This is a genomic window from Providencia sp. PROV205 (assembly GCF_028479505.1).
Taxonomy (GTDB): Bacteria; Pseudomonadota; Gammaproteobacteria; order Enterobacterales; family Enterobacteriaceae; genus Providencia; species Providencia huaxiensis.
This window is the reverse complement of sequence record NZ_JAMPNU010000021.1, coordinates 88,359-111,790: the sequence shown is the minus strand read 5'-3', so window position 1 is coordinate 111,790 and position 23,432 is coordinate 88,359. Positions and strand designations below refer to the sequence as shown.

At 43.1% G+C, this 23,432-nt stretch carries 18 protein-coding genes; 15 read left to right on the top strand and 3 right to left on the bottom strand.

The window, feature by feature from the left end; all coding sequences use genetic code 11:
* Positions 1-35: 35 nt before the first annotated feature.
* Positions 36-1,250, bottom strand: a complete 1,215-nt coding sequence (locus PR800_RS13665) for a pyridoxal phosphate-dependent aminotransferase (protein ID WP_004259802.1) — start codon at positions 1,248-1,250, stop codon at positions 36-38.
* A gap of 790 nt (positions 1,251-2,040) precedes the next feature.
* On the opposite strand from PR800_RS13665, the gene PR800_RS13660 reads away from it, so the two are divergent.
* The 14 genes from PR800_RS13660 (at position 2,041) to nuoN (ending at position 19,054) form a co-directional block, all read left to right on the top strand.
* Positions 2,041-2,964 carry a LysR family transcriptional regulator gene (locus tag PR800_RS13660; RefSeq protein ID WP_272531062.1) on the top strand — a complete coding sequence of 308 codons (924 nt, stop codon included), beginning with the start codon at positions 2,041-2,043 and terminating at the stop codon, positions 2,962-2,964.
* Positions 2,965-4,079: 1,115 nt separating this feature from the next.
* Positions 4,080-4,523 (top strand): NADH-quinone oxidoreductase subunit A, encoded by a 444-nt coding sequence (locus PR800_RS13655; protein WP_004259806.1) that lies wholly within the window; start codon positions 4,080-4,082, stop codon positions 4,521-4,523.
* Positions 4,524-4,541: 18 nt separating this feature from the next.
* Positions 4,542-5,216 carry a NuoB/complex I 20 kDa subunit family protein gene (locus tag PR800_RS13650; RefSeq protein WP_004912254.1) on the top strand — a complete coding sequence of 225 codons (675 nt, stop codon included), beginning with the start codon at positions 4,542-4,544 and terminating at the stop codon, positions 5,214-5,216.
* 74 nt (positions 5,217-5,290) lie between these two features.
* Complete coding sequence (gene nuoC / locus PR800_RS13645; RefSeq protein WP_407072562.1) at positions 5,291-7,093, top strand: NADH-quinone oxidoreductase subunit C/D; 1,803 nt, start codon at positions 5,291-5,293, stop codon at positions 7,091-7,093.
* A 2-nt stretch (positions 7,094-7,095) separates the two neighbouring features.
* Positions 7,096-7,644: an NADH-quinone oxidoreductase subunit NuoE gene (nuoE, locus tag PR800_RS13640; RefSeq protein WP_036958085.1), complete on the top strand. Its 549-nt coding sequence runs from the start codon at positions 7,096-7,098 to the stop codon at positions 7,642-7,644.
* Entirely contained in the window at positions 7,641-8,999 is a 1,359-nt protein-coding gene (nuoF, locus tag PR800_RS13635; RefSeq protein WP_004259820.1) for an NADH-quinone oxidoreductase subunit NuoF, read from the top strand. The genes nuoE and nuoF overlap by 4 nt, the downstream gene beginning before the upstream one ends.
* A 98-nt stretch (positions 9,000-9,097) precedes the next feature.
* Entirely contained in the window at positions 9,098-11,821 is a 2,724-nt protein-coding gene (gene nuoG, locus PR800_RS13630; RefSeq protein WP_166264566.1) for an NADH-quinone oxidoreductase subunit NuoG, read from the top strand.
* Positions 11,821-12,798: an NADH-quinone oxidoreductase subunit NuoH gene (nuoH, locus tag PR800_RS13625; protein ID WP_004912244.1), complete on the top strand. Its 978-nt coding sequence runs from the start codon at positions 11,821-11,823 to the stop codon at positions 12,796-12,798. Before nuoG ends, nuoH begins: the two co-directional genes overlap by 1 nt.
* Positions 12,799-12,812: 14 nt before the next feature.
* The gene (gene nuoI, locus PR800_RS13620) at positions 12,813-13,355 is read left to right on the top strand and encodes an NADH-quinone oxidoreductase subunit NuoI (protein ID WP_004259834.1); all 543 of its coding nucleotides are present in this window, start codon (positions 12,813-12,815) and stop codon (positions 13,353-13,355) included.
* Between the two features lie 12 nt (positions 13,356-13,367).
* Positions 13,368-13,910: an NADH-quinone oxidoreductase subunit J gene (gene nuoJ, locus PR800_RS13615; RefSeq protein ID WP_166264568.1), complete on the top strand. Its 543-nt coding sequence runs from the start codon at positions 13,368-13,370 to the stop codon at positions 13,908-13,910.
* Positions 13,907-14,209 (top strand): NADH-quinone oxidoreductase subunit NuoK, encoded by a 303-nt coding sequence (nuoK, locus tag PR800_RS13610; protein ID WP_004912233.1) that lies wholly within the window; start codon positions 13,907-13,909, stop codon positions 14,207-14,209. The genes nuoJ and nuoK overlap by 4 nt, the downstream gene beginning before the upstream one ends.
* On the top strand, positions 14,206-16,047 hold the full coding sequence (nuoL, locus tag PR800_RS13605; RefSeq protein WP_272531061.1) for an NADH-quinone oxidoreductase subunit L: 1,842 nt from the start codon (positions 14,206-14,208) through the stop codon (positions 16,045-16,047). Before nuoK ends, nuoL begins: the two co-directional genes overlap by 4 nt.
* 19 nt (positions 16,048-16,066) lie before the next feature.
* Positions 16,067-17,587, top strand: coding sequence for an NADH-quinone oxidoreductase subunit M (gene nuoM, locus PR800_RS13600; protein ID WP_102137643.1), 1,521 nt, complete (start codon positions 16,067-16,069; stop codon positions 17,585-17,587).
* Positions 17,588-17,593: 6 nt separating this feature from the next.
* A complete protein-coding gene (gene nuoN, locus PR800_RS13595) occupies positions 17,594-19,054 on the top strand; it encodes an NADH-quinone oxidoreductase subunit NuoN (RefSeq protein WP_272531060.1) in 1,461 nt (486 codons plus the stop codon).
* A 57-nt stretch (positions 19,055-19,111) separates the two neighbouring features.
* Here the strand turns inward: nuoN and PR800_RS13590 are convergent, their stop codons facing one another.
* Both PR800_RS13590 and PR800_RS13585 read right to left on the bottom strand, forming a co-directional pair.
* Positions 19,112-20,095: an alpha-xenorhabdolysin family binary toxin subunit B gene (locus tag PR800_RS13590; RefSeq protein WP_231068494.1), complete on the bottom strand. Its 984-nt coding sequence runs from the start codon at positions 20,093-20,095 to the stop codon at positions 19,112-19,114.
* An 11-nt stretch (positions 20,096-20,106) separates the two neighbouring features.
* A complete protein-coding gene (locus PR800_RS13585) occupies positions 20,107-21,315 on the bottom strand; it encodes an alpha-xenorhabdolysin family binary toxin subunit A (protein WP_206276261.1) in 1,209 nt (402 codons plus the stop codon).
* Positions 21,316-22,062: 747 nt separating this feature from the next.
* Between PR800_RS13585 and PR800_RS13580 the strand changes: the two genes are divergently transcribed.
* Entirely contained in the window at positions 22,063-23,397 is a 1,335-nt protein-coding gene (locus PR800_RS13580) for an isochorismate synthase (RefSeq protein ID WP_102137647.1), read from the top strand.
* Positions 23,398-23,432: the final 35 nt, after the last annotated feature.

Sequence of the window (23,432 nt, the reverse complement as noted above, 5' to 3'; positions counted from 1 at the left end):
GAGCTGGAGGCTTTTATTCTATATTTTACCCAATTCTATTGGCGATAACCTTCCAGGAAACGGCCAAATTTATTAATCGCCATTTCAAGGTCGTCAGCATAAGGTAATGTAACAATTCTAAAGTGGTCGGGTTCAGGCCAGTTGAATGCGGTACCCTGAACTAATAGTACTTTTTCTTGTAGTAACAGGTCTAAAATCATTTTCTGGTCGTCATAGATATTAAATCGTTTAATATCTATTTTCGGGAACATGTAAAGAGCACCTTGCGGTTTGACACATGAAACACCCGGTATTTGGTTGATCAATTCCCATGCACGATTACGTTGCTCATATAAGCGGCCACCCGGCTGAATGAATTCGCTAATACTTTGATAGCCGCCCAATGCAGTTTGAATAGCATGTTGCATTGGCACGTTGGCACATAGGCGCATAGAGGCTAGCATTTCTAAGCCTTCAATGTAGCTTTTAGCATGTTTTTTCGGGCCGTTTAATACCATCCAACCTTGGCGGAAGCCAGCGACGCGATACGTTTTCGATAAACCATTAAAGGTGATGGTTAATAAATCAGGGGCGAGGGCGGCAATTGAGTGATGTACGGCATCATCATAAAGAATTTTGTCGTAAATTTCATCAGCATAGATAATAAGATTGTGCTGACGAGCCAACTCGACAATTTCCATTAATAGATCTTTGCTGTAGACCGCACCGGTTGGGTTATTTGGGTTGATAACCACAATCCCACGCGTTCTTGGGGTGATCTTTTTGCGAATATCTTCAATATCAGGCATCCAACCTTGCTGCTCATCACACATATAATGAACGGCTTTCCCACCAGAAAGGGAAACTGCAGCAGTCCATAGTGGGTAATCAGGGGCAGGGACTAACATTTCATCGCCATTATTAAGCAGTGCTTGCATCGCTTGGACGATAAGCTCAGATACACCATTACCAATGTAAACATCTTCTACCGTCATTTCGTGAATACCACGAGCTTGGTAGTGCTGGACGATAGCTTTACGTGCAGAATAGAGCCCTTTGGAATCACAATAACCTTGAGAGCTCGGCAGATTACGTAAGACATCGACTAGGATTTCATCTGGGGCTTCAAAGCCAAACGGGGCCGGGTTACCAATATTGAGTTTGAGGACTTTGTTGCCTTCTTCTTCTAGGCGCTTAGCTTCTTTTAATACGGGCCCACGAATGTCATAGCAAACATTATCGAGCTTACTGGATTTAGTTAGATTATTCATAGTTCTCTCATTACCCTAAGGGTTACATTGGTCGAGCCGGCGTTATTCCTTTACTGTACTCTTCCCTCAGAAGCTTTTGAAGATGCAAGGTTATTTTTGGTGTAAAAGGTTGGTTTACGCGTAAATGTAATGTTTGGTATCTTATTATCTTACTTAGGTTGGTCGTCTATTCCAAGAATAAGGTGTTGGTTAGATTATAATTTTAACATTCTTTGATGTTTTGGAGTATAAATAGTAAAAAAGCATAAAAATAGTGAAAAAGGAAAAATTGTATCAAAATGTAATATTAAGCATTGAATGATTAAATCAGACATGTTTTTTTTGCGGTAATGGCCTTTTTTCATAATAATTAGTGTGATTTTGTTAGTAATATTGATTGTTTCGAGGTGTTTTTTTTAACGAAAAATGCGCCTTAAATTCATAACTAATTGATATTTTTAGCTATAACCAAATAGTGAAATGAATTTTATAATGTGCTTACATTAAAATAATTGCGATTACATTAAATATGTTACTATTTAGGCGTTTCCAAGAAAGCATGTTTTAGCTTGTTTTTTAAGAAAACATTGCCTTTTTATTAAGATTATTTGATTTTTGGAAGTATGCTATTTGTACACATGCCTTATCGTCAATGAATAATGGACAAGGTGCAAAAAAGTAAAGTAATGAGAAGTTATTGCAGATCTATGGATTAGAAATGCACTCGCTTAGTAGTCGCTATAAACTCGCTGATTCTCATGGAGGAGAGCAGAAACACCAGGTAACATAAAATTATATAAGAGAATGAACGATGATAAATTCCAATCGTCCCATCATGAACCTAGATCTTGATTTGCTACGTACTTTCGTCGCTGTCGCAGATCTTAACACGTTCGCAGCTGCAGCTGCAGCCGTTTGTCGAACACAATCTGCTGTGAGCCAGCAAATGCAGCGCCTAGAGCAATTAGTCGGCCGTGAGCTTTTTGCTCGTCATGGGCGAAATAAACTGCTCACTGCGCATGGATTACAATTGCTTGGCTACGCAAGGCAAATACTTCGCGCCAATGATGATGCAACGGCATCATTAACTTATAATGACGCGGATGGTGAATTGCGTATTGGTGCATCTGATGACACTGTCGATATCTTATTACCTTTCTTGCTTAATCGTATCGCATCTGTCTATCCAAGAATTGCCGTTGAAGTGCGTATTAAACGGGCACAGTTTATTGAGTCAATGCTCGATAACCATGAGATAGACCTTGCTTTAACAACAGCAAGAATTAGCCACCATCCCAAAACGGCTTTAAGAACAGTGCCTGTTTTGTGGCATAGTGCACCGGATTTTCAATTGCGTTCTAATGAGCCAGTCCCATTAGTGGTTATGGACGAAACTAACCCATATCGTAAACTTTGTACTAGTGCTCTTGATGATGCAGGTTTGTCATGGCATGTGGCGTATGAAGCGGCTTCTTTACCTGCTGTCCGTGCAGCTGTAAATGCAGAAGTTGGGGTAACAGCAAGGCCAATGGAAATGCAAAATGCAGATTTACGCATTTTGAGTGAAGCTGATGGGTTGCCTCGTTTACCTGATATTCAGTATTGGTTGTATAAGAATGCAGATGAGCAAAAAGATTTTGTTCTGACAGTATTCGATGCGATTGAAAACAAAAAAATCCCTTATGTTGCAACTCCAGCAAGTGAATTGGTGGATATCAACGAAGAAGGTAATTAATTTAATCGATTCAACTGGTTATCTTAAACATAATATTTAATCGATTTATTGTACTGACGGCAATTCCAATTATTTTGGGATTGCCGTTTTTTTATATCTTTTTTGTTCGTTTATTACTGAATCACTTGTTTGTGATCAATGTGTTATTGGCCATGTACAAATAAAATTAATGTGTTAATCACAGTCTAAATAACATTCGGGCTGTGGTTGTGATGGCATTCATTGGTTGAATGGCTTACGTACGCGTAGGTTAAGCTGTTTGGTGGTAGATGAAAGTGGATCGCTGCTAATGACTGAAACGATTATCTCATACCGTGGAATAAAATTTTCAATATTGGGAAATGGCATCGAGAAATTTGTTCTTGTGGGTGTTTAAATAATCCTCAGTGATATTTTTAATAGGTTATCAAATTCAAGTTTATCAATTTTTTATCGATATCCGCTCATAAAAAAAACAATTAACCACTTAATAAGTATGGTTAAATAGGAAAGACCATGAAATAATTGTGATGTAGCTGGCATAACCTGAATTTCATTGTTTAGTTAACAATTTGTTATGTTGTTAACAATATTTTTTTATTGAATAGATAAAATAGCGCTGGAATGTCAGGTAGTTACTTGAAGTCATGCGTTAAAAAGAGTTACAAAGACTTAAAGTTAAATTGAATGCTATGTAAACAAATTGAGTACTTTTTCAATAAAAGTGTGCGTTAGATCAAATAAAAAGCGCAATTTTTCATCTGTTAAGACAGGTTTTTCCTGAGATAATGGTGTAGTAAAAACGAATAATCAGTTAAACTAGTTTGCGTGTTTACTTGAGTATCATTACACTGACACGTTTTAGCAGATTATGAGTACTTTTTGTTGTTCCGTTGTTTTTGTAGTGTGAAGTTTTTGTAACAAATACGGGTTATTTTACTTAATTTAAGTAAGGTAAATTGTAATGAGAGAGGACAAACCAAACGCAGTCAACAGACTGATTTAAGTTTGGTGATATTTTAGTTTGTGATCAATTTTGGTCTTTCTTCTCGATTAACTGGGCAATTGTGGTGCAATACTGCCGTGATGTAAAAAAGAGCAGTTAACACACCATAAGTAATGAGTAAGCAACGAGTATGTCTACATCAATCCTAGCGTTAGCCCATAACTGGGCGTTTGCGATATTCCTTATCGGCACTATCGGTCTTTGTGCTTTCATGTTGGTCGCGGGTCACTTTTTAGGTAGCCGCGCTAAAGCCAGAACAAAACACGTTCCTTATGAGTCCGGTATCGACTCGGTCGGTAGTGCACGTCTCCGCATGTCCGCTAAGTTTTACTTAGTCGCCATGTTTTTCGTTATCTTCGATGTTGAAGCCATGTTCTTATTTGCATGGTCAGTTGCCATCCGCGAAGCCGGTTGGGTAGGTTTCATCGAAGCCGCGATCTTTATTTTGGTATTGTTGGCGGGACTGTTTTATCTCGTCCGCGTTGGGGCATTGGATTGGACTCCAGTCCGTTCCCGCGGAAAAGTAAAGCATCCTAGTGAAGTTATTAAAATCAGCAATCGTCATCCGCAGTAAAAAGCGAGGCATTATACAATGGATTATACGCTCACCCGCATAGATCCGAACGGTGAGAACGACCGTTACCCACTGCAAACCCAGGAAATCGTAACAGATCCACTGGAACAGCAAGTTGAAAACAGTGTTTACATGGGGAAACTTTCTCATGCACTTCACGATGTGGTTAACTGGGGGCGCAAAAACTCTCTCTGGCCATATAACTTTGGTCTTTCATGTTGCTATGTAGAAATGGTGACTTCGTTCACGGCTGTTCATGACGTCGCCCGCTTTGGTGCAGAAGTACTGCGTGCTTCACCTCGTCAAGCCGATTTCATGGTAGTAGCAGGTACTTGTTTCACAAAAATGGCACCTGTTATTCAACGTCTGTATGACCAAATGCTTGAACCAAAATGGGTTATTTCCATGGGTTCATGTGCCAACTCTGGTGGTATGTATGACATTTATTCTGTTGTACAAGGCGTCGATAAATTTATTCCTGTGGATGTATATATCCCAGGTTGCCCACCACGCCCAGAAGCCTATATGCAGGCTCTGCTTCTATTGCAAGAATCTATCGGTAAAGAGCGTCGTCCGCTGTCTTGGGTCGTTGGAGACCAAGGGGTTTACCGTGCCAATATGCAATCAGAAAGAGAAAGAAAGCATGGTGAACGTATTGCAGTGACAAACCTGCGTACACCAGACGAAATTTAAGGCTTAAAGCCATACAGCGTAACAGAGCAATGTTGTTGCGAAATAATAAACCTGATCAAGCGTTATGGTGAAGAATGATGACAGATCAGATAGCGCAAGCGAGTAGTAACCAGCCAGGATGGCAGACACAGGATCACTTAAACGACCCTGTGCTTCTGGAACTGCGCAATCAATTTGGGCCGGATGCCTTTTCTGTTCAAGCAACTCGCACTGGCATGCCAGTGGTTTGGGTGCGTCGCGAACAGTTACTGGAAGTGGTCGATTTCCTAAAGAAATTACCAAAACCGTATGTCATGTTATTTGACTTACATGGGGTAGATGAACGTCAACGAATTCACCGTCAAGGTCTGCCAGAAGCAGATTTTAGTGTTTTCTATCATATCATCTCCATCGATCGTAACCGCGATATCATGTTAAAAGTCGCTCTTAATGAGAAAGACTTAAACGTGCCTTCTATTGTTTCACTGTTCCCGAATGCGAATTGGCATGAGCGTGAAGTGTGGGACATGTTCGGTATAACGTTCCAAGGTCACCCGAATCTACGCCGCCTTTTAATGTCACCAAGCTGGGAAGGCCACCCACTGCGTAAGGATTACCCTGCGCGTGCGACCGAGTTCGACCCTTTTGTGCTGACTAAGCAGAAACAAGATCTGGAAATGGAAGCTTTGACTTTCAAACCAGAAGAGTGGGGCATGGCACGCGGAAATGAAAACGAAGATTTCATGTTCCTGAACTTGGGGCCAAACCACCCATCCTCACACGGTGCGTTCCGTATCGTACTGCAATTGGATGGCGAAGAAATTATCGACTGCGTACCTGATATCGGCTACCACCACCGTGGCGCTGAAAAAATGGGTGAACGCCAGTCATGGCACAGTTACATTCCTTACACCGACCGTATCGAGTACCTCGGTGGTTGTGTGAATGAAATGCCATATGTTTTAGCCGTTGAAAAATTGGCAGGCATTGAAGTGCCAGATCGCGTCAAAACGATCCGTGTCATGTTGTCTGAGTTATTCCGTATCAACAGCCACTTACTGTACATCAGTACCTATATCCAAGACGTTGGTGCGATGACCCCAGTCTTCTTTGCGTTTACTGACCGTCAAAAAGTCTACAACGTCATTGAAGCGATTACCGGTTTCCGTATGCACCCTGCATGGTTCCGTATCGGTGGTGTCGCTCACGACTTACCACGTGGCTGGGAAAAACTGCTGCGTGAATTATTAGACTGGCTGCCAAAACGTTTAGAGTCTTATGTCACTTCCGCACTGAAAAACTCCATCTTAAAAGGCCGTTCTATTGGTACCGCAATGTACTCAAAAGAAGAGGCGTTGGCATGGGGTGTGACAGGGGCTGGATTACGTGCAACAGGCGTTGATTTTGACGTGCGTAAATGGCGTCCATATTCAGGCTATGAAAACTTCGAATTTGATATCCCTATCGCGCATAACGGTGACTGTTATGACCGTGTGATGATCAAAGTGGAAGAGATGCGCCAGAGTATCCGTATTCTTGAGCAATGCTATAAGAATATGCCAGAAGGTCCTTTCAAAGCTGACCATCCACTGACAACTCCGCCACCAAAAGAGCGTACGTTGCAGCACATCGAAACCCTGATCAACCACTTCTTACAAGTGTCTTGGGGTCCGGTGATGCCAGCAAATGAGTCATTCCAGATGGTTGAAGCGACGAAGGGGATCAACAGCTACTACTTAACCAGTGATGGCAGCACAATGAGCTACCGCACGCGTATTCGTACGCCGAGCTACGCTCACTTGCAGCAAATTCCTGCGGTTATCAGAGGCAGCTTAGTTTCAGACTTAATCGTCTATCTGGGTAGTATCGATTTTGTAATGTCGGATGTGGATCGCTAACCATGCATAATGAACATAACGAAAATGAGAAGCACAACGAGCTCAATGTCGTGAATGTGTTTGAACCGCAAGTCAATCATGGCTTTGTCTTAACCGAGAAAGAGCGCGAAGAGATTGAAGGTGAGAAACACCATTACGAGGACGCACGTGCTGCCTCAATTGAAGCACTGAAAATTGTGCAAAAAAACCGCGGTTGGGTTGAAGATGGTGCGATCCATGCTATCGCTGACGTCTTAGGTATCCCAGCTAGTGATGTTGAAGGGGTGGCGACATTCTATAGCCAAATCTTCCGCCAACCAGTGGGTCGCCACATTATTCGCTATTGCGACAGTGTTGTTTGCCATATTACAGGTTATCAGGGCTTAGAAGCTGAAATCATTAAACAGCTTAATATTCGCCCGGGCCAAACAACAGCTGATGGCCGTTTTACATTGCTGCCGACCTGTTGCTTAGGTAACTGTGACAAGGGTCCAACGATGATGATCGATGATGACACTCACAGCTACGTGCAGCCTGAAAATATTCAAAAATTACTGGAGCAGTATCCATGACAAATTCTGTTAATCCAGTGATCCGTACTGCTGAAACTCATCCCCTAACATGGCGTTTGCGTGATGACAATCAGCCTGTTTGGTTAGATGAGTATCGCAGTAAAAACGGATACAAAGGTCTTGAGCGTGCGCTCAAAGGCATGGCACCGGATGAAGTTGTGAATCTCGTGAAAGACGCTGGCCTGAAAGGGCGAGGCGGTGCGGGCTTCTCAACGGGTCTGAAATGGAGCCTGATGCCAAAAGACGAAAACATGAAACTGCGTTACTTTTTATGTAATGCGGATGAAATGGAACCGGGCACTTATAAAGACCGTCTATTGATGGAACAACTTCCTCACTTGTTAGTTGAGGGGATGATCACGGGCGCTTATGCACTTAAAGCTTACCGTGGTTATATCTTCTTACGGGGTGAATACGTTGAAGCCGCGCAAAACCTGCGTCGTGCCATCGAAGAAGCTAAAGCGGCGGGTCTATTAGGCAAAAATATCCTCGGTTCAGGTTTCGATTTTGAACTATTTGTCCACACCGGCGCTGGGCGTTATATCTGCGGTGAAGAAACCGCACTGATTAACTCTTTAGAAGGCCGCCGTGCTAACCCGCGTTCTAAGCCACCATTCCCTGCCACATCAGGTGCTTGGGGTAAACCAACTTGCGTTAATAACGTTGAAACCATCTGTAACGTGCCTGCTATTTTAGAGCACGGAGACCAATGGTATATCGATTTAAGCGCAGGTAAGAGTAAAGATGCGGGTACTAAACTGATGGGTTTCTCTGGCCGTGTGAAAAACCCGGGTCTGTGGGAACTGCCATTTGGTACGACGGCACGTGAAGTGTTGGAAGATTACGCAGGTGGTATGCGTGATGGACTAAAATTAAAAGCATGGCAGCCGGGTGGCGCAGGGACAGACTTCCTGACCAACGACCATCTCGACTTACCGATGGATTTCGAAAATATTGCCAAAGCGGGAAGCCGTCTTGGTACTGCATTGGCGATGGCGGTTGATCATGAGATCAACATGGTTTCGTTAGTGCGTAACCTAGAAACCTTCTTTGCCCGTGAATCCTGTGGTTGGTGTACACCGTGCCGCGATGGTTTGCCATGGAGTGTGAAAATTTTACAAGCGCTGGAAAAAGGTGAAGGGCAGCCGGGGGATATTGAAACCCTAGAGCAACTTTGCCGTTTCTTAGGGCCGGGTAAAACTTTCTGCGCTCACGCACCGGGTGCGGTCGAACCGCTACAAAGTGCCATCAAATATTTCCGTGATGAATTCGAAGCGGGTATTTCGCAAAAAGATCTGCGTAACATTGTGCAGATTGCGGGTATCCAGCCCAACCTGCTGAAGCAGCGCTGGTAATTATTTAGCGATTGAGCAACCGCTAAAGAGATTTTTCACGAAGAACGTATTTTTGATTAACGCCTGCTTTATGCGGGCCTTTGGGAAGCATGCTGACTATGGCTACAATATATGTAGACGGCAAAGAATATGACGTAAACGGGTCTGAAAACCTGTTACAAGCCTGTCTTTCTCTCGGGCTAGATATTCCTTATTTTTGCTGGCATCCGGCGCTGGGAAGCGTTGGCGCTTGCCGCCAGTGTGCGGTTAAGCAGTATCAGAACGCAGATGACACTCGCGGTCGCCTAGTAATGTCTTGTATGACACCCGCAACGGAAGGGACTTACATCTCAATTGATGATGAAGAAGCCAAACAATTCCGTGAAAGTGTCGTGGAATGGCTGATGACCAACCACCCTCATGACTGCCCAGTCTGTGAGGAAGGTGGGAACTGTCACCTACAAGATATGACGGTAATGACCGGTCATAATATGCGTAAATATCGTTTTACGAAGCGTACTCACATTAACCAAGATCTCGGTCCATTTATTAGTCATGAGATGAACCGTTGTATCGCGTGTTATCGTTGTGTTCGTTACTACAAAGATTACGCAGATGGCACCGATTTAGGGGTTTATGGCGCACATAACTATGTGTATTTCGGTCGTACTGAAGACGGTACGCTGGAAAGCGAGTTCTCCGGTAACTTAGTTGAAGTTTGCCCTACTGGGGTATTCACCGACAAAACTCACTCTGAGCGCTATAACCGTAAATGGGATATGCAATTTGCACCGGGTATCTGCCAGCAGTGCAGTATCGGTTGTAATACTAGCCCCGGTGAGCGTTATGGTGAAATCCGCCGCATCGAAAACCGTTATAACGGCTCGGTAAACCACTATTTCCTGTGTGACCGTGGTCGCTTTGGTTATGGTTACGTCAACCGTAAAGACCGTCCTCGCCAAGCCGTACTCAATAAAAATGGCGTTAAGAACGTGATTTCGGCTATCGAAGCGATGCAAAGCGGTGCGCAAATTATCAATCAAGCGAAAAAAGTGATTGGTATCGGCTCGCCGCGTGCTAGCGTTGAAAGCAACTATGCATTGCGCGCTTTAGTCGGTGCAGAAAACTTCTACTCAGGTATTTCTGCGGGTGAGCAAAGTCGCTTAGCGCTGATGCAAAACATTTTGCAAAATGGTGGTATCTATACCCCAACATTGCGTGAAGTGGAAGGCTATGATGCGGTACTGGTACTGGGTGAAGATTTAACTCAGACAGGCGCACGTATGGCGTTATCTGTTCGTCAAGCTGTGAAAGGTAAAGCGCGTGAAATGGCCGCAGCGCAGAAAGTCGCTGACTGGCAAATCGCCGCTATCCAAAACATTGGCCAACACGCGAAATATCCGCTGTTTATTACCAATGTTGATGATACTCGCTTAGACGATGTGGCCGCCTTTAATTACCGTGCTCCAGTCGCTGACCAAGCGCGTTTTGGTTTTGCTATCGCCAATATGATTAATGGCGAAGCCCCTGCGGTGAATGATTTACCGGCAGACTTAAAAGCCAAAGTGGAAACCATTGCTCAGGCCTTAGCGGGTGCGAAAAAACCATTAATTATCAGTGGTAGCCATAGTGCCAGCGAGGCAATGATCCAAGCGGCTGCTAACGTGGCATTTGCACTGAAAGCGAAAGGCGCGAATGTTGGGTTATCTTACTTAGCGTCTCATGCAAATAGTTTCGGTCTGGCAATGATGAACGCACAGCCACTAGACAGCGCTTTAGCTCGCATTGAAGCGAAAGAAGCGGATGTGGCTGTTGTTATCGAAAACGACTTGTACCGTCACAGCAGTGTGGATGCGGTCAATAGCGCACTCGCAAAATTGAGCCACTTGATTGTTGCAGATCATCAGCAAACGGACATCATGGATAAAGCAACATTAGTTCTGCCTGCAGCGAGTTTTGCTGAAGCAGACGGTACGTTGATTAACCAAGAAGGTCGTGCACAACGTTTCTTCCAAGTCTTCGACCCAACGTATTACGACAAAGCTATCGTGATGAACGAAAGCTGGCGCTGGATGCATTCACTGCAAACTGAAGCGCAAGAGCGTGATGCGGATTGGTCTCAACTGGATCACGTTATCGCTGATTGTGTTGCCGCAATGCCACAATTCTCAGGTATGGTTGATGCCGCTCCGAAAGCGTCTTTCCGTATTCGTGGTCAAAAACTGGCGCGTGAACCACATCGTTACAGTGGTCGTACAGCGATGCTAGCAAATCAATCTGTCCATGAGCCTCGTCAACCGCAAGATATTGACTCTCCATTTGCTTTCTCAATGGAAGGGAACAACAGCCCAACCGCGCCGCGCCAGCAAATTCCATTTGCATGGGCACCGGGTTGGAACTCACCGCAAGCCTGGAACAAATTCCAAGCCGAAGTGGGGGGACACCTGTTATTTGGTGACCCGGGTATCCGTTTGTTCAATTCAACAGAAGGTAAATTGGCTTACTTCACTGAAATTCCAGCGGCTTATCAAGCCAGCGAAGCTCAGTGGGTTGTCGCACCTTATTACCACCTGTTCGGTAGTGATGAAATGTCACAGCGTTCAGAAGTGATCCAAGAGCGTATGCCAGAGCCCTATATCATGCTGAACACGCAAGATGCTGCGTCACTTGGCTTGGTAGCAGGAACAAAAGCTGAATTTAGCCATGCAGGTCAAGCGTTTAACTTGACTGTTCGTCTCAGCAATCACTTATCTACAGGTCAAATTGGCTTACCGTTAGGCATGCCAGGTATCGCACCTTCAATGGCTGGCGTGTCAGTCAATAATCTGCGGAGGGGAGCATGATGGATTGGATTTCTCCTGAAGTGATGGAAGTGTTAATTTCCATCCTTAAATCTGTCGTCATTTTATTGGTTGTTGTGACTTGTGGGGCCTACATGAGTCTGGGAGAGCGCCGTATTCTCGGTCTATTCCAGAACCGTTATGGTCCAAACCGCGTTGGTCCGTTTGGGATGGGCCAGTTAATCGCCGACATGTTCAAAATGCTGTTTAAAGAAGACTGGATCCCACAGTTCGCGGACAAGAAAATCTTTACGCTAGCACCAGTTATCGCATTTTGTTCACTGTTCTTAGCATTTGCTATCGTCCCTGTTAGCCCAACATGGCACGTTGCAGACCTGAATATTGGGATTTTATTCTTCCTGATGATGGCGGGGCTCGCGGTCTATGCGGTGTTGTTTGCGGGTTGGTCAAGTAATAACAAATACTCATTATTAGGTGCGATGCGTGCGTCAGCACAAACCGTGAGTTACGAAGTGTTCTTAGGCCTTTCTTTAATGGGCGTGGTTGCACAAGCAGGTTCATTCAACCTGATTGATATTGTGAACTCCCAAGAAGGCATGTGGAATATTATTCCTCAATTCTTTGGTTTTGTGACTTTTGCGATAGCGGGCGTTGCGGTATGTCACCGTCATCCGTTTGACCAACCAGAAGCAGAACAAGAGATTGCGGATGGTTACCACGTTGAATACTCAGGCATGAAGTTCGGTCTGTTCTTCGTCGGTGAGTATATCGGTATCGTAACGGTTTCTGCCCTGATTGTGACGCTGTTCTTTGGTGGCTGGCATGGTCCATTCCTGCCGTCATTCTTGTGGTTTGCTATCAAAACTGGCTTCTTCATGATGATGTTTATCTTGATCCGTGCCTCTTTACCGCGTCCACGTTATGACCAAGTGATGTCTTTCGGTTGGAAAATTTGCCTGCCGTTGACACTGCTTAATCTGCTGGGTACTGCAGCAGTGATTTTATACAACGCTCAGTAAGGGGTGATTGAACCATGACATTGAAAGAGTTATTGGTCGGTTTCGCCACCCAAGTACGTAGTATTTGGATGGTCGGCCTACATGCGTTCGATAAACGCGAAACGCAAATGTATCCAGAAGAGCCGGTTTATCTGCCACCCCGTTACCGTGGGCGTATCGTGTTAACGCGCGACCCTGACGGTGAAGAGCGTTGCGTTGCATGTAACTTGTGTGCGGTTGCTTGCCCAGTGGGGTGTATTTCACTGCAAAAAGCCGAGCACGAAGATGGCCGCTGGTACCCTGAATTTTTCCGCGTTAACTTTTCGCGCTGTATTTTCTGTGGTCTGTGTGAAGAGGCTTGCCCAACGACGGCAATCCAATTAACACCTGATTTTGAAATGGCCGATTGGAGACGTCAGGATCTGGTTTACGAGAAAAATGACCTGTTAATTTCAGGCCCAGGTAAATATCCTGATTATAACTTTTACCGTAAATCGGGTATGGCGATTGCAGGTAAAGACAAAGGTGAAGCGGATAACGAAGCGAAACCTATCAACGTCAAAGACCTGTTGCCATAAGGAGCGATATTCATGGAATTTACATTTTATATCGCCGGTCTAGTTGCCATTTTAGCAACTTTAAGGGTGATAACGAATACAAATCCAGTGCACGCACTGTTGTATCTGGTTGTTTCTCTGCTGGCTCTGTCAATGGTGTTTTTCTCCCTCGGTGCGTATTTTGCTGGGGCATTGGAAATCATCGTGTATGCAGGTGCCATTATGGTCCTGTTCGTGTTCGTCGTGATGATGCTCAACTTGGGGCGTTCTGTTCAAGAACAAGAGCGCGCTTGGTTGACACCGAAAAACTGGATTGGCCCTGCGGCGTTATCCGCAGTTTTATTGGCTATCTTAGTTTACGGCATCACCTCGTTGTCATATCAAAATGGCATTGAGGGCACCATCATTGGGGCGAAAGAAGTGGGTATTAGCTTGTTCGGGCCGTATGTTCTGGCTGTCGAATTGGCGTCATTGCTACTACTAGCGGGTTTAGTCGTCGCATTCCACGTTGGACGTGACCGTAAAGAAAACGGTGCTGATCTTGTGAGCATCGCGAAGGCGGAGGAGCAAAAATGATACCTCTAGAGCATGGTCTGATTTTAGCGGCAATTCTATTTGTGATGGGGCTTAGCTGCCTTGTTATCCGCCGCAACTTGCTTTTCATGTTGATCGGACTGGAAATCATGATTAACTCAACTGCACTGGCATTTGTGGTTGCAGGGAGTTTTTGGGGGCAACCAGACGGCCAGATTATGTATATCTTGGCAATCGCGCTGGCTGCAGCGGAGGCGAGTATTGGATTGGCGTTGTTACTGCAACTCCATCGTCATCGTCAGAACCTGAATATTGATAAAGTCAGTGAGATGCGCGGATGAACCTACTCTATTTAACCATTCTGTTGCCTTTACTGGGGTCGGTACTGTTAGCCTTCTCCCGTGGACGCTGGTCAGAAAACGTTTCGGCCATTATTGGTGCGGGGTCGGTCGGCTTAGCGGCCATCGTCGCATTCTATGCTGGCAATGACTTTTTAGCTCAAGACGCAGGTAGCGTATTCATCCAGCCACTTTGGACTTGGATGTCTGTCGGCACCTTTAATATCCCATTCACCCTAATGTTAGATGGTTTATCTCTGACCATGTTAGGTGTGGTAACGGGTGTGGGCTTCCTTATTCACGTATACGCTTCTTGGTATATGCGTGGCGAGGAAGGTTACTCACGTTTCTTCGCTTACACTAACCTGTTTATCGCGAGCATGGTGGTTTTAGTTCTCGCTGATAACATGATGCTGATGTATCTCGGCTGGGAAGGGGTAGGGCTGTGCAGTTATCTGTTGATTGGTTTCTATTATACCAATCCAGAAAACGGTAAAGCCGCCATGAAAGCGTTCTTTGTCACGCGTATCGGTGACGTGTTCCTCGCCATTGGTATGTTTATCCTGTGGAATGAGCTCGGTACATTGAATTTCAGCGAAATGGCGGTGTTAGCACCTCAGAAATTTGCTGAAGGTTCAAGTGCGATCAATTGGGCAACCTTGATGTTATTAGGTGGCGCAGTCGGTAAATCAGCACAATTACCATTGCAAACGTGGTTGGCAGATGCGATGGCAGGCCCTACACCTGTTTCAGCATTGATCCACGCCGCAACCATGGTAACGGCCGGTGTGTACTTAGTGGCTCGTACCCACGTTCTGTTCTTATTAGCGCCAGAAGTTTTACATTTAGTTGGCGTTGTGGGTGCGGTGACATTGGTACTGGCTGGGTTTGCTGCACTGGTTCAAACGGATATCAAACGTGTTCTTGCATACTCCACCATGAGCCAAATCGGTTATATGTTCTTGGCACTGGGTGTGCAAGCTTGGGATGCTGCGATTTTCCACCTGATGACGCACGCTTTCTTTAAAGCGCTGTTATTCCTGTCAGCAGGTTCGGTCATTTTGGCATGCCACCACGAGCAGAATATCTTCAAAATGGGTGGATTGCGTAAGCAAATTCCATTTATCTACGCTGTGATGTTGATTGGCGGAAGCGCACTGGCAGCATTGCCATTGTTTACTGCTGGTTTCTACAGTAAAGATGCCATTTTGTGGGGTGCGCAGCTTGATGGACAAACTGTATTGTTGTGGGCCGGTATCCTCGGTGCATTAATGACCGCAATTTATACCTTCCGTATGATTTTCATCGTGTTCCACGGTGAAGCAAAAATCAAAGCGCATAAGGTTAAAGGCATCACTCACACATTACCACTGGGTATTTTGGCTATCCTTGCAACGTTTGTTGGTGCATTAATCCACCAACCACTCGAAGGGGTATTCCCTGAGGAAGCGGCTGGCAGTGAAGACGGTAAAGTCTTACTCGAAGCGATTTCTGGCGGGTTTGCTATCGCTGGTCTATTAATTGCGGTATTCCTCTACCTGTTTAGACGTTCAATAGTCGATGCTATCGCGAAAACTGCAGTGGGTCGTTTCTTCAGCGCATGGTGGTACCAAGCGTGGGGCTTCGATTGGCTGTATGACGTAGTCTTTGTAAAACCGTTTAAAGGTATTGCATGGCTACTGGAAAGCGATCCGATTAACTCTCTGATGAATATCCCTGCACATCTTTCACGTTGGGCAAATAAAGGGCTTGCAGTGAGTGAAAACGGCCAAATCCGTTGGTATGTTGCCTCGTTGGGGCTGGGTGCAGTGCTGATTCTTGCTCTGCTGCTTTTGGTTTAATTAAGGGACACATTGCGCCATGCTATTACCCTGGCTAATACTCATTCCCTTCATCGGAGGCCTGCTAAGCTGGCAGGCTGACCGGTTCAGTCATCGCGCACCGCGTTGGATTGCACTGGCGACGATGGGAATAACATTGATACTTTCCGTGCAATTGTGGTTACAAGGGAACTACTCGCTTGTTAATCCACAAGGTATTCCACAGTGGCAATCTGTTTTCTTTATGCCGTGGATCCCGTCACTGGGAATTGACTTTCATTTAGCAATTGACGGTTTATCACTGCTGATGGTCGTATTAACGGCTATCATGGGGGCTTTTTCGATTCTGAGCTCTTGGAGTGAAAACCAAAAGAACCAAGGTGCGTACCACTTTAACCTGCTGTGGATTATCACAGGGGTGATGGGGATTTTTACCGCGGTTGACCTGTTCTTATTCTTCTTCTTCTGGGAGATGATGCTGATCCCAATGTACTTCCTGATTGCCAATTGGGGACACAAAGGGTCAGAAAACAGACAACATATCAAAGCTGCGACTAAGTTCTTCATTTATACGCAAGCGAGTGGTTTGATCATGCTGGTCTCCATCATTGGATTGGCACTAGCAAACTTCAATACTTCAGGTGTATTAACATTCGACTATAACCAACTGCTGGGAGCAGAGCTCTCTAGCAACGTTGCGTTTATGTTGATGTTAGGCTTCTTTATCGCCTTTGCCGTTAAAATGCCTCTGGTTCCATTCCATGGTTGGATGGCAGATACTCAAGAACAATCGCCAACAGCGGGTTCTGTAGATATCTCCGGTATCATGTTAAAAACCGCAGCATACGGTCTGTTACGCTTTACTTTGCCTCTATTCCCAGAAGCCTCTATCCAGTTCACGCCAGTGGCGATGACGCTGGGTGTGATCAGTATCTTCTATGGTGCATGGTTGGCGTTCAAACAAACGGATATCAAACGTCTGGCGGCGTACAGTAGCTTATCCCACATGGGGTTTGTGACAGTCGCTATTTACGCGGGTTCAACCTTGGCTTACCAAGGTGCGGTGATCCAAATGATCACCAACGGTTTGTCTGGTGCGGCACTGATTATCATTAGTGGCCAACTGTATGAACGTACGCAAACTCGTGATATGCGCATGATGGGTGGATTGTGGAAACGCATTAAATGGTTACCAGGAATGTCCCTGTTCTTTGCTGCGGCAACGCTAGGAATGCCAGGTACAGGTAACTTCATTGGTGAGTTTATGATCCTGTTTGGCAGCTTCAGCCAATTCACGTTAGTGACTTGCATTATGGTTTTTGGTGTGGTGTTTGCGTCTATCTACTCACTGTGGATGATGCAACAGACTTACTACGGCACACCAAAATCAGAAAAAGAAATGAAAGGGTTAACGGCGCGTGAGTTTGGTGTGCTGCTGGCTCTGGCTGCTTTACTGGTTATCATTGGCTTCTATCCGCAACCGATTTTAGATACATCAATTGGTTCGATGGAAACATTGCATAACCTGTATTCTGCTTCACTTACAACATTAGGGCTGTAATTCGCCATGACAATAACTCCTCAAGAACTGATCGCAATACTGCCACTGATGATCGTCGGGTTGACGGCGGTGGTTGTGATGCTGTCCATTGCGTGGCGACGCGATCACCTTACCAGTGCCGCGCTGACAGTATCTGGCTTTATTATTGCGTTGCTTTCACTCATTTGGGTAGCCGACGGCTACCTAATGGATGTGACTTCGCTTATCCGTGTTGATGGCTTTGCGCTGTTCTATAGTGCATTAGTCCTGATTGCAGGTATCGGAACGACTATCTTTGCTTATCACTGGTTAGAAGGTTTTGGTGATAATAGAGATGAGTTCCACTTACTCGTTGCTATCGCAGTGGCGGGTGGGGTGCTGTTATCTATGTCAAATCATATGGCGTCAATGTTTATCGGTATTGAGCTGATTTCATTGCCATTGTTTGGCTTAGTTGCCTATACCTTTGAGCGCAGTCGCACATTAGAAGCTGGGATCAAGTACATGCTGTTATCTGCAGCAGCGTCTTCATTCCTGTTATTCGGAATTGCATTACTGTATGCAGAATCGGGTAGCTTAAGCTTTGCTGCGGTTGGTCAAAGCCTTTCTGATAGCCAGATCCACGCACCATTGGTGATGATTGGCTTCGGTATGCTCATTGTAGGCTTTGGTTTTAAACTGTCTCTGTTTCCATTCCAACTGTGGACACCAGACGTTTACCAAGGCGCTCCTGCGCCAGTGTCAGCCTTCTTAGCAACGGGCAGTAAAATCGCTATCTTTGCCGTATTAGTGCGTATCTTTCTGGAAGCACCAATCACCAATAGCAATACATTGTCGATTGTCATTTCAGTAATTGCGATAGCCTCTATTCTGTTTGGTAACTTACTGGCTATCACGCAAAAAAGTGCAAAACGCTTGCTGGGTTACTCATCCATCTCGCATATGGGATATTTATTGGTTGCTCTGGTTGCGCTTCGTATCGATCCAGTCGCTTCACAAGTCACTATCGCAATCTACTTAGTGGGTTACTTGTTTGCAAGCCTAGGGGCATTTGGTGTTGTGAGTATCGTTTCAAGCCCTTACCGTGGTGATGACCAAGATGATTTCAGTGCATTCCGTGGTCTGTTCTGGCATAAACCTATTCTCGCAACGGTAATGACGGTGATGATGCTGTCACTGGCGGGTATTCCAATTACATTAGGATTTATTGGTAAATTCTATGTGATTGCATCCGCGGTGAACGCAGAGTTATGGTGGTTAACAGGTGCTGTCGTTGTCGGTAGTGCAATTGGTTTATATTACTACCTGCGCTTTATGGCTAGCCTATATAGTCGTGATGCGGAACATGCAGAACGTTATACAGGCCCTGAAAAAGCAACGTTAGGAACGGTTGTTGCTGTTATATGCGCCATTGCAGTTATCGTCTTTGGGGTATGGCCACAACCCCTTATTGATATGACATCAACAGCGCTTGCTGTGCTTAATTAGTAGGCAGAAAATTTCCTATTGTTGATAAACCGGTTACTTCAGAGTAGCCGGTTTTTTTTAGTCAGGTAACTGGCGTTGATATTGATACTCCATGTCGTCTAGGAATGACATGAGTACCTGGCTTGCCATATTGATCTCTTGAATATTCAATGTTTTTTCAGACGATTTTTCATTAATGAAATGACACCATTCCGACCAGTAATCTTTAATTAAACCTATCTGAGTAATAATTGACAGCTTATGTGAGTCTATGATTGTTATTTGGTCAGCTAATAACATGAGTTGAGCTAGTTTAAATATTGTTTTATCAATGTGATTAACCTCTTCTTTTAATTCTAAAATTTGGTTTCCTAAATCTAATCTGACCTCGACAAGCTGCGCAAACTCTAAACCATCATCAATGACTGATAATAAATTTTTAATAAAGGCAATGGCTGATTTTAATATTTGTTTTTTATTTGTTGGCATATCAATTGAGTCAATTAACTCATCATTTAACAAATGTTTTTTTAAGAAATCAGTGATTTTAGATTTTAAGATGATATCTTCTGCTGCGGTAATAACGGAGTGTTGCTGATTGATTTCATTTATTTTTAGCATTTTGCTATTTTTGGATGTGACTAGGAGCTCTTTTTGCTCTGCGTATTGCTGTAGTTTATGTTGATTGCTTTCTTCCACGTGAATGAGAGACAGAGAGTCTGTGGTATAACTGAATTTAGTAATTATTCTTTCTAGCTCTAATTTAAAATCGATTAAATCCTCAATAAAACTCGCGACTAAAATTCCGTCAGGTGTATTTGTGTTTTCACTATTTAATTCACTTTTTAGAATGTAATTTAATTTTATTTTTAGCTTCGGTATCGAGTTTCTGATTGTTTCATTTATATTGAAACTCTTACTTGCAATTTTTTGTATTTTTCCGTGTATGATAAAGTCATAATGTATTATATTTTTATTGAATGCGGAGATTTCATTTGACATATGCCTTAACTGATAAATATCAATGGAGGGCAATATCGGTAAATCAAGCTTATCTTGCATATGAGTACCTTTTATTGAGGGGGAGTGTTATTTGGTTGAATTTGGTCAAATAACGTTATTAAATGTGTAGAATATTCTTGAATGGTATACCAAGATGTAATAATTCGTTTGAAATAAGTAATGAATTTAATAAGTTTATCAGCATTGTTGATATGTTTAAACATCTCGATTGATTGGGTTATTTCGGTTAAGAGGACAAGCCACATATAATCTAAATGGTCAACGGCTAGCCGTGCATCTTTAAATAAACCATCGATTTTATGGAGGTTTATTTGAATATCAAAGATAACTTTTTTGATGATTTCTTCTTTGTTAATTTGGTCGTTAATTAATTTTATTTCTGCTAATGTCTCATTCTTTCTTGCTCGGATTTTTTCAGCTTTCGAGCCAAAAATACTGCCCGTAATAATGAGACCGATGACACCACCCGCTAAGCCTGTGAAACTTAGTTTCACAAAGTGTGAATACTCTAGGTCGAGTTGCTTTAGCTCCTGTTTTTTCATTTTAAGTGATTCTTGTAAATGGGCATCTGTATTTTCACTATTAGTAGGCTCAAGTTGCTTATATAATCCTTTAATGTTAAACAATAAAGATTCAACGTGTTGATAATTAGATAGATACCCTCCTGTAATATGTACTCTAAAATCTGAAATGATATTCTTTATATTACTTGTCTTAAGCGATTGGTCCTTAATGTCATCTTTAATCAATTGCAATATATTAGTTAGTTCAGTCGCTATTTGTTGGTCATCACTTTGATAAAATATTTCATCTAGCTCACTTTCATCAATATCATTCAAACTGTCTGAGACTCTTTTTAATATAGGCATATGGTTAATATATTCAATAATTTGCCGGCCTGTCTGTATAATGTTTCGACTAGCTAGAGATAGGTTGACAGACTGTTCTTTAACATGTTGCTCGACATTATCCCAGGTATTGGCATGGTCACGAATATTGATAATAGTATTAATTAATTCGTCTGTATCTATTGGTAAAGTGGTTGATGATGTAATACCAAACCATTTTAGAATATCATTTTTTTTCCAAGGCAAAGAAAGAGAGAAGTAAACATGGCGATGTATGCTAATTAAATCGTCTAATGTAAAAATACCGACTTCGCGGGTTGAAAGAGCATCTTGATTAGTTAATAAAGCTAAGGTTGTATGGCCTATATGCTCTTTTTCAATAATTCTGTCGTAATTTTCTTTTGTATTCATTTTAAAATCCATGTTGATTAAGTTAAGGATTGAACACTAATTTGTATTAGCACTATTGTATGGTTAAGCTACCTATTTATTGTAAATGAAAATATAAATCTCATATTTGTTAACCTACTAGAAATTGGCTGAAAGTTTTATACTAAAAAATGAAAAGCAGAGCTAAAAAATAGCATTTTGAACAAGCTAATATATGTTGAAAATATTATTTAGCGTTATATGTATTTAGAAATAATCTATAGCGGTACTAAATTAAATAATCCATAACAATATGATGATAATTAAAATTTACGGTAATTTTACTTTTTGAGGCTAAATAAATATGTAATGGAATATGGGTTTGCAGCTTAAATATAATTATGTTTCAAAATGGAATTTTTATTGGATGAAAATGAAGCAATTTCGAGGGAGAGGAAAGAAGAAAGGGGGATAAAATCACATTTTCCATTAATTAAATGAATAGAATGACATCTAATATATATAATAAGCTATACTATCAACAACCTGAAGCCTCTATTCATGTAAGCAGGTTTGTCTTGAGGTAATTTCTCTTGGTTATCGTTATTTGTGTCATAAGCGATAATTATAGTGATGTACTGAAAGTAACCTGTTTATTGCAGATAATCTGCTTTTAGTACTGAACGGGTGATATAGCATTTACTGTTAGTCATCAATGTATTAAAAAATGGTTTTGCGCTATATAATAACGCGTAGTAAATTTGTGTGATGTAGCAGTGGGAATCTAAAGTGAACTATAAAAAAATTGATCAACTGATAACTGAAATTTTGGACCATTTGTCTACATTGACACTAAAAACCAAAGCGTATACTCGTTTTGTCTGGCAGTTAGATGCGCAAACCGCTTTCCCTGGTCTTGCATGGCTGTCGGTGCAAGAAAGCTACCCACAATTTTACTGGTATCAACGGACAGGAGCCGAAGAATGCAGTGCTCTTGGGATGGTGAAGTCCTTTGATTCGATAGATACAGCACAAGCTTTTTTATCACAATATCCTGATATGCCAGAGATGCGTCTATGGGGGCTTAATGGTTGGAATGCAGTTGGAGATGGCATCCCTGAAGAGATAAAACGCCAAGCAACTTTTTGTTTTTTGCCTCGCATTGAAATTCATCGGTTACGTTCGACGATTAGCGTTAGTGTCAATATAGAAGGTGAAGAAGATAGGTTAAATGCTATCCATTTTTTACAGCAATTAAAATCCGCTTCTCAAGTGACATTGACTCTTGACGCCGATATTACTGCACAGGAACATATTCCTACGCATGATGAATGGTGCCGTTTATTAAATTGCGCTATTGATGACATGAAGTCAGGAAAAATGGAAAAAGTGGTTATGGCTAGGGAAACAAAACTGACCCTGTCTAAGCCAATTGCGGTTGCTGAGTTTTTAGCACAAAGTCAGCAGGTGAATCACCATTGTTACCATTTTATGATGGCCTTCAGCGCGCATTCAGGTTTTATTTCGTCAACACCCGAACGTTTATACTTACGTCAAGACGAACAACTGAACTCAGAGGCCTTAGCGGGAACCGTCGCTAATGACCCTGATGATGTGGTCGCAGCGGAGTACGCTAAATGGTTGATGGAAGATAAAAAGAACCAACATGAAAACTTAGTGGTTGTTGATGATATTTGCCAACAATTACAAGGTGCAGTGACGGGGGTTGATGTATCGTCAGCAAAAGTGATCCGCTTGAGAAAAATTCAACACCTTTACCGTTCAATTGTTGCGACATTAGTTAGCCCTTCTGATAGCGATTGTTTGCAGCGTCTCCAACCCACAGCAGCGGTCTGCGGTTTGCCACGAAAGGTTGCACGGCAATTTTTAGCAAAAAATGAACCGTTCTCTCGCGGTTGGTATGCCGGAACAGGCGGGTTTATTAGCTTAGATAAAAGTGAATTCGCGGTCTCTCTACGTTGTGCACAGATAGAGGGCGCCCATGTCTCATTATATTCAGGCGCTGGCATTGTCAGTGGTTCAGACCCAGAGCAAGAGTGGATAGAAATTGAGAATAAAGCCGCTGGGCTAAAGTCTTTATTTGGAAATAACGAAAAACCATAAAATAAAAATGGTTATTTTCTTTTTATTTCAATTAG

Coding starts and splice junctions, on each gene's coding strand:
- PR800_RS13665 (WP_004259802.1), bottom strand. CDS start 1,250: ATGAATAATCTAACTAAATCCAGTAAGCTCGATAATGTTTGCTATGAC.
- PR800_RS13660 (WP_272531062.1), top strand. CDS start 2,041: ATGATAAATTCCAATCGTCCCATCATGAACCTAGATCTTGATTTGCTA.
- PR800_RS13655 (WP_004259806.1), top strand. CDS start 4,080: ATGTCTACATCAATCCTAGCGTTAGCCCATAACTGGGCGTTTGCGATA.
- PR800_RS13650 (WP_004912254.1), top strand. CDS start 4,542: ATGGATTATACGCTCACCCGCATAGATCCGAACGGTGAGAACGACCGT.
- nuoC (WP_407072562.1), top strand. CDS start 5,291: ATGATGACAGATCAGATAGCGCAAGCGAGTAGTAACCAGCCAGGATGG.
- nuoE (WP_036958085.1), top strand. CDS start 7,096: ATGCATAATGAACATAACGAAAATGAGAAGCACAACGAGCTCAATGTC.
- nuoF (WP_004259820.1), top strand. CDS start 7,641: ATGACAAATTCTGTTAATCCAGTGATCCGTACTGCTGAAACTCATCCC.
- nuoG (WP_166264566.1), top strand. CDS start 9,098: ATGGCTACAATATATGTAGACGGCAAAGAATATGACGTAAACGGGTCT.
- nuoH (WP_004912244.1), top strand. CDS start 11,821: ATGGATTGGATTTCTCCTGAAGTGATGGAAGTGTTAATTTCCATCCTT.
- nuoI (WP_004259834.1), top strand. CDS start 12,813: ATGACATTGAAAGAGTTATTGGTCGGTTTCGCCACCCAAGTACGTAGT.
- nuoJ (WP_166264568.1), top strand. CDS start 13,368: ATGGAATTTACATTTTATATCGCCGGTCTAGTTGCCATTTTAGCAACT.
- nuoK (WP_004912233.1), top strand. CDS start 13,907: ATGATACCTCTAGAGCATGGTCTGATTTTAGCGGCAATTCTATTTGTG.
- nuoL (WP_272531061.1), top strand. CDS start 14,206: ATGAACCTACTCTATTTAACCATTCTGTTGCCTTTACTGGGGTCGGTA.
- nuoM (WP_102137643.1), top strand. CDS start 16,067: ATGCTATTACCCTGGCTAATACTCATTCCCTTCATCGGAGGCCTGCTA.
- nuoN (WP_272531060.1), top strand. CDS start 17,594: ATGACAATAACTCCTCAAGAACTGATCGCAATACTGCCACTGATGATC.
- PR800_RS13590 (WP_231068494.1), bottom strand. CDS start 20,095: ATGCAAGATAAGCTTGATTTACCGATATTGCCCTCCATTGATATTTAT.
- PR800_RS13585 (WP_206276261.1), bottom strand. CDS start 21,315: ATGAATACAAAAGAAAATTACGACAGAATTATTGAAAAAGAGCATATA.